The organism is bacterium (genome assembly GCA_035703895.1).
Classification (GTDB): Bacteria; Sysuimicrobiota; Sysuimicrobiia; order Sysuimicrobiales; family Segetimicrobiaceae; genus Segetimicrobium.
The window spans coordinates 1-6012 of record DASSXJ010000010.1 but is presented as its reverse complement, the minus strand read 5'-3'; the positions used below and the strand labels follow the sequence as shown (position 1 = coordinate 6012).

Annotated in this window: 6 protein-coding genes and 1 tRNA gene; all 7 read right to left on the bottom strand. The window is 61.4% G+C overall.

The genetic code is table 11. The annotated features are described in order from the left end of the window. Window positions 1-1724 precede the first annotated feature (1724 nt). The gene (locus tag VFP86_00700; protein HET8998142.1) at window positions 1725-1949 is read right to left on the bottom strand and encodes a hypothetical protein; all 225 of its coding nucleotides are present in this window, start codon (window positions 1947-1949) and stop codon (window positions 1725-1727) included. A 160-nt stretch (window positions 1950-2109) separates the two neighbouring features. Next, window positions 2110-2715: a Fe-Mn family superoxide dismutase gene (locus VFP86_00695; GenBank protein ID HET8998141.1), complete on the bottom strand. Its 606-nt coding sequence runs from the start codon at window positions 2713-2715 to the stop codon at window positions 2110-2112. Window positions 2716-3053: 338 nt separating this feature from the next. Next, on the bottom strand, window positions 3054-3257 hold the full coding sequence (locus VFP86_00690) for a hypothetical protein (protein HET8998140.1): 204 nt from the start codon (window positions 3255-3257) through the stop codon (window positions 3054-3056). A gap of 15 nt (window positions 3258-3272) precedes the next feature. Further along, a tRNA-Leu gene (locus VFP86_00685) sits at window positions 3273-3359 on the bottom strand. A gap of 52 nt (window positions 3360-3411) precedes the next feature. After that, window positions 3412-4113, bottom strand: a complete 702-nt coding sequence (locus tag VFP86_00680) for an HAD family hydrolase (protein HET8998139.1) — start codon at window positions 4111-4113, stop codon at window positions 3412-3414. A 431-nt stretch (window positions 4114-4544) separates the two neighbouring features. Further along, window positions 4545-5015, bottom strand: a complete 471-nt coding sequence (locus tag VFP86_00675) for a site-specific integrase (GenBank protein ID HET8998138.1) — start codon at window positions 5013-5015, stop codon at window positions 4545-4547. Beyond that, window positions 4999-6012: hypothetical protein (locus tag VFP86_00670; GenBank protein ID HET8998137.1), on the bottom strand; the 1014-nt coding region annotated here is incomplete at its 5' end. The genes VFP86_00670 and VFP86_00675, both read right to left, overlap by 17 nt.

Below are 6012 nucleotides of genomic sequence, written 5' to 3'. Positions count from 1 at the left end.
GAGCCGTCCGGACGCGCGTACGGAGTCTAGACGTGTGACCGCGCCGAACGTGGTCCGCAACCCGACGATTCGTGTGTCGGGCATGATCACAATTGGATGTACGCCGTCACTTGAGATGATGAGGGCCGCATTGTTGATTTTTGTCGTGATGATCCCGGTGCGTTCGCTTCGACCGATTTTGCGGTCGTCTCCGCTAGGGTTGCGGGCGGCAAACGCGGGGGGATCTGCTGGAGGATCTATTAACGGCGAAATCCGCGCGCCCCCTTCTGGGCCATCAAGCGGGAACGCCATTTGCGCGGATGGCACGATCACGTAGATCCGGCTGGCAACGTGGCGAGAGCCCACTTTGGTGCCCCAGACGAGGAGCCGTGATCCGACAAACCGTTGTAGGGCGCAGGGCTGAGATACTTTGTCCGTTCCAGCATAGATGACCGTGGTCGAGGTGACCGAAAACTCTTGGCCGCCGACGGAGCCGTCGATCCCAAATGCTTGCCGTTGACAATCGACCACCCGCAGCGTCCCGACCCTTCTCTCAGGAGATGGCGATGCGAGGACCGCCGCAGGAACGGGAGGAACGGGCAGGGGGCTTGTGGTGGGAGCCGGAGGCGCTACTGGGTTCGGCAGCTCAGTGGCAGCGGGAGCCCCCTGAGACTGTGGATGTCCCTGCGATGTTGCTCTTACCGAGACAGATGATGGGACGGACCGGGATCCACTTGGCGATGTGGTCGGGACAACTCGCCCCGCCGAAGGCACCTGAGGAACGGCACTCGGTATGTTCACGCGACCGGCGGCAGGAGATCTCGGAGTGGGGTTATTGGGCAGCGCTGGGGAGGTTGCAATGATCGATGGCGGGACATTGCGGCCAATGCGGCGCTCCGGCGGTGCCCCCGGCGCACTCGCGGTCGTACGTGTGGACCGCTCCGCCTCGATCTGGGCAGCGGCCACGAGGCTGGCCATATAGAGGAGCCGCATACTCCCCTGCGTGTAGTGCTCGCTCGTTTCAGTGCCGGACGCCACCGCCCGCCTGTAAGCGTCGGTCTGCCGCCGCAGCGTCAGCAGATTGTCCCCGGTCATCCGTCGACGCACCCCAACGAGACCCTGCATCGCCTTCGAGTCGTCGGGCTTGAGCAGCAGAATACTCAAGTATTCGTCTTGAGCCTCCTGCAGGTGGCCCGCGGCGAGCAACTGCCTTGCGGCCTCGTAGGTATCGCCTACTGCAGGTGTCCGCGGAGCGCCGTGCGGTTTCGGGGTCGTATGCGGATTCACCACGGCTTCATGGCTCGAGGGTGTGTGCATCACATCGATGAGGAGGGTGCTTTGAACGGCGAGGAACAAGAGAATTGTGGACAATGGCACGGGCTTACGCATCGGACACCCCTTCCTGCGCTTCAGCTTCGTGCACGTCCGAACGATCTGACTGCGAACGCGGGAATCTCATCCTCACCAAGTCAGGTCCCTATAAAGAAAATTTACCCACAAGATCCAGCGATATTCACCTCATCCGAATGATTTTCTCTCTCTGCGCAGATGCGAACGGCAGTTCCCCTCTGCTCGCGCGTTTGTTTATGCCGCTGTGAGGCGAAGCCGCAGAGACGCGCTTTAGCGCGGGCCCCGGAATGCGGAGGAGCCGCTCACCGGGATGAAGCGATATGTGCTTATAAGAGCGGGCTGGGATATGCTTCTGGGGAAGAGGCCATCAAAGGGGTTCTGGCTGGGACCGTCCGTTACGATGCGTCGTCGGGCTCGGACATCTCCAACTCGTCTTCGCCGTCGAGCGGCGGGGCGCCCGATTCGTGATCGTCATCCGATTCGTCGTCCGCCACCCGGTCTTCCACCTGAAATCCACAATCCGGGCACTCGTACACGACGATTTCTCCGTCGTCGTCTGTTGTCAGAAGCTCCATGTCCGCTTCACACTGCGGACAGGTTTGCGTCAACGGAATCGACATGGGCCACGTCTTGTCCCGGTCTCGATCATCTCCGCCGGGGACCTCTGTCACACCTAATGCCCGCCTCATCGGCGGGCTAGCCGTCAAAACGGCAGCGCCCGGGCAGCGATCAGCCCGGGCGCTTGAATCATCCGCCGGACGGTCCGGCAGGCCCCGCCGGTTACTTGAGGATCCCGAACTGCTCCGCCCGTTTTTCCACCGCCGTCCAGTCCAGCAGTTTGAAGAAGGTGTCAATATACGAAGCCTTTCCCGTCCCGAAGTCCATCCAGTACGCGTGCTCAAAGCAGTCGAGGGCGACGAGGGGCGTGCCGTTCCAGATGGGATACGTATTCTGCTCGTCGCCGATGAAGTTGAGGAGGGAGCCGGTGTCCCAGTCGTACGCCGTCCACGCCCATCCCCGCGCCGCGATCCCCGTGGCCTTGAGGTCCGCCTGCCACTTGTCGAACGACCCAAACGCCTTCGTGATCATGCCCAGCAGCTTCGTGCCGGGTTGGCCGCCTTTGCCGCCGAGGTGGTCGAAGTACACCTCGTGGTTCTTCACGCCGCCGATCGCGCGGGACAGTTCGATTTTCAACTCGCGGATTTCCGAGTAGGTTGGGTTGGCCTTGGAGAGATCGACCTCGCCGCTCGCCAGCCGGTCGAGGATCTCATTGGCCTTGCCGACGTACCCCTGGTAGAGCTTATAGTGTTCCTCCATCGCCTTCTTGCTGATGCCGGCCAGTTCGATTTCAAACGATCGAAACTTCCGTGCTTCGTACTTCGCCATGCGCTCTCCCCCTCTCGGAGTCTTGGAATTGCGTCAATGCGTAGATGATGCGCGGGACGGCGTCACTCGGTGACCTCATTATACGTCCCCCATGCGCGGCGGCGCAAGCCGATGGTCCGTACGCGTGTGCGCTACTGAAGCCCCTCGAGATGCGCCTCCTCTCTCAGGATGTACTCCTCCTTGTGATACATGCCGCGCACGTGGCAATGGGGGCAGCGATGGTAGTTGCTCGCGAAGGTCGCACGGTCGAAGTTTCTCCGGTCCATGCGGATGCCGGTATCGAATGCTTCGCCACACGCCCCACATCGGATCCAGAGCATGAGTCGAGCCACGAGGACTCAGCTCGCGCGATGAGGTGGGTCGTCGGCGGCGCGCGGGGTGACCGGGATGTCCGCGCGGCGCCATACCCGATGCCGTCCGTCACCCCAGACGGGAGGGGGGAACCCCGGTGCGGCGGCCAATCGGAGATCCTCGGGATATCCTCGCAGATGCACGAGGATGGCGAGGTCGAGGTCGGACGATCCGTGGAGGTCGTGAGACATCAGCAAGCCTTGCGATGGTGCCGAAGGGGAGACTCGAACTCCCACGGGCTCTCGCCCACTACGCCCTGAACGTAGCGCGTCTGCCAATTCCGCCACTTCGGCCCAAGGAACCCGCCCGCGGCCCTCCTAGCATACCGGAGGCGCCGAAAAGGTGTCAAGAAGCGCTCAGTTCGTCGATGATCGTGCGGATGCCGCGGAGGTCGCGAACGACGCGGGTGGGCGCCACGCCCGTGACAGCGGCGTCGTGCCGGTTGACGAACACGGTGCGGTACCCGAGTGAGGCCGCGGTCCCGATGTCATGAAAGAGGCTGGCCGCGACGTGGATGGTGCTGGACGGTTCGGCGCCGCTCAGCGCCTGGAAGCGCCTCCAGTGGCCCGGCGCCGGCTTGTAGCTCTGGCAGTCCTCGGCCGTGACGGCCAGATCGGGCTCGATGCCCAGGTGGATCATGGATGCCGCCAGGAGATCGCGGTCCACGTTCGAGAGGATGGCCAGCCGATACCCTCCGAGCCGGAGGGCCCGCAGCGCCTCGGGGACCTCCGGAAACGGACGCCACGACCCCAGAGAGTTCGGCAGCACCCGTTCGCGCCCCGGAGGCAGGGGATGACCGAGGGACTCGACGAGGCGTGCGCCCGCGGCCGCCAGGACGTCACGGTAGGGACGATAGCCCTCACACTCCACCGCAGCCTCGACTGCGATGTACTGCGCGGCGAGCCCGGCGCGATCCACCGGCGGTGGAAGGAACGGCGAGAGTGCGTCTGAGACGCCGCTCTCCCAATCGATCAACGTGCCGTAGCAGTCAAAGGTGATCCACTCGACGGGGCCTTCGCGAGAGGAGCTGATTTCATTGGGTTTCATGGGGGTAGTATAGGCGAGGATAGGGGCCGAGACAAATAAAAACAAATACCGGGAAGGAAGGAAAGGGGGCTATAACCAGTGGGTTCTCGTCCCCCGTAGGAAGCCCACGACATACGCCCTGACCGGGTCTCCTGTCACCAGTCAGACACCCCTTCGCGGACCGGACAAGGACAACGGCAGTTAAGATCTTCGTTCGGTGCCAGCTCCAATGCGTAGGAGCCGCTTCAGCTGAGCCCAGAGCACAAGGATCGCCTCACGCAGAGGCATGCGTGCGAAACGTTCTCCTTTCTTGGAGGCGATGAAGAAGACGGGTTGCAAACTCGCTCACCTCCTTTCCATTGGGCAGCAGTGCTATCGTTTACTTTAACGAAGACTCCCACATTTGTACACTCGTGATCCCGACCGCCAGTGTCCAATTCCAAAGAATTGTTCTAGCGAAGCCCGAGGCGGTCGGCGAGGAGGTTTGTGGCGTCTCGGTCCATTTGCGGGGTGACGTGGGCGTAGACCTTGGCGGTGATACTGACGTTCGAGTGCCCGAGTCGGGAAGAGACCACCTTGAGGTTCGTGCCGCTGCCGATCAGCATCGTCGCGTTGAGATGCCTGAGATCGTGAAGACGAATCCTCGGGATTCCCGCCTTGCGGATCACCTTATTGAAGTCCTTCCGAAGAGTACCCAGGTGAAGATAGCCGCCGTCCTCCCGAGGGAAGACCAACTCGTGCTTCTTGGCGGCCAGCAGTTCATCTATGATATCGAGCGGGAGGGTTATGGTCCGGCGAGACGAGCTGGTCTTCGTAGCGCCCTGGATGAACTCTCCCTTGACCCACTTGATCGTCTTGCTAATGGAAACCGTTCCAGCTACTTCCACGATCCGTGTGGACCGTTTGTCAGGTGAGATTCCCATTGTCGTCCAGGGCGGTACATTTCCATTTCCCGTAGGCTTGCCAGAGACGGTCGCACAGCAGCTTGGCGGGGCGTCCAGGGGTCTCGTCGGGGAATCCAGGCACTCCTATTATCAAATGACTTTCGTGTCGAACGGTGCCCAGATTCCGAATGATTGAACCCTCTTCCGTAGCAACGGCTCCTGCGGGCAACGCGCTGAGCGATGAATTGTAGAGAACCAGCGTAAGGATGAACGGTTCGAATATCAAGGCCGCGTCATGAAGGCTGCGAGCGCGGCGCACAAACTCCACGATGCTTCGAACAAGAATCGCCCCGTCCAATACAGTGTGGACTCCCTCTATCCTTTTCCCACCTGGGCCATGATCGAAGAATGGCTTCTTGGTGGTCGCCGCGATCTCGGCTGCGTGGGCGAGGTAAACTTCCATGTGACCGTTCCGATGAATTTCAAACCGGTAGTTGGGATTGGTCTGCAGCCGCCCCTCTAATCCGTCCAGCGAGGGCACAGGGGTGACGCCCTCGATGATGGTGTCACGAATGGGACTCGGCTGGCGCATGATCCCTTGGATATCTCTGTTCTCAATGGAAATCGCGTCATCGCTTAAGGTCTGGGGAGTTGCGGCAAGTAAGACACCCACTGGCACTCCGGTGACGACACCCCCGCCCGATTTATTGTGCTCGATGCGTCGTTCCAGGAACCCTTCGCGATTGCGGGTCTCTTCCTGTCCCGCATTCGCCATCGCGACGATCTCAGGTTGAGACATGCGACCGCGTTGACGATCTCTACGAATCCAAAACTCGGTGCGGTCCTCAAGGTGTACCATCGCGGGCATGCGCGAGCGCTGAATGCGGATAACGACGACGTCCAAGCCAGCATTCGTGAGGACCTTCGTGGCGATGCGGAGGCGAGGGCTGACACCGGCAAGCGCAATATTCACGACCCTGGTACCCTCTCGTTCTCCATTCGGAAATGGCATGGCAGGTTGTGCGACGGCATTTAT

Excerpts from the sequence above, each read along its gene's own strand:
- VFP86_00700 (HET8998142.1), bottom strand. The coding sequence starts at position 1,949 with ATGTCGATTCCGTTGACGCAAACCTGTCCGCAGTGTGAAGCGGACATG.
- VFP86_00690 (HET8998140.1), bottom strand. The coding sequence starts at position 3,257 with ATGTCTCACGACCTCCACGGATCGTCCGACCTCGACCTCGCCATCCTC.
- VFP86_00675 (HET8998138.1), bottom strand. The coding sequence starts at position 5,015 with ATGGGAATCTCACCTGACAAACGGTCCACACGGATCGTGGAAGTAGCT.
- VFP86_00680 (HET8998139.1), bottom strand. The coding sequence starts at position 4,113 with ATGAAACCCAATGAAATCAGCTCCTCTCGCGAAGGCCCCGTCGAGTGG.
- VFP86_00695 (HET8998141.1), bottom strand. The coding sequence starts at position 2,715 with ATGGCGAAGTACGAAGCACGGAAGTTTCGATCGTTTGAAATCGAACTG.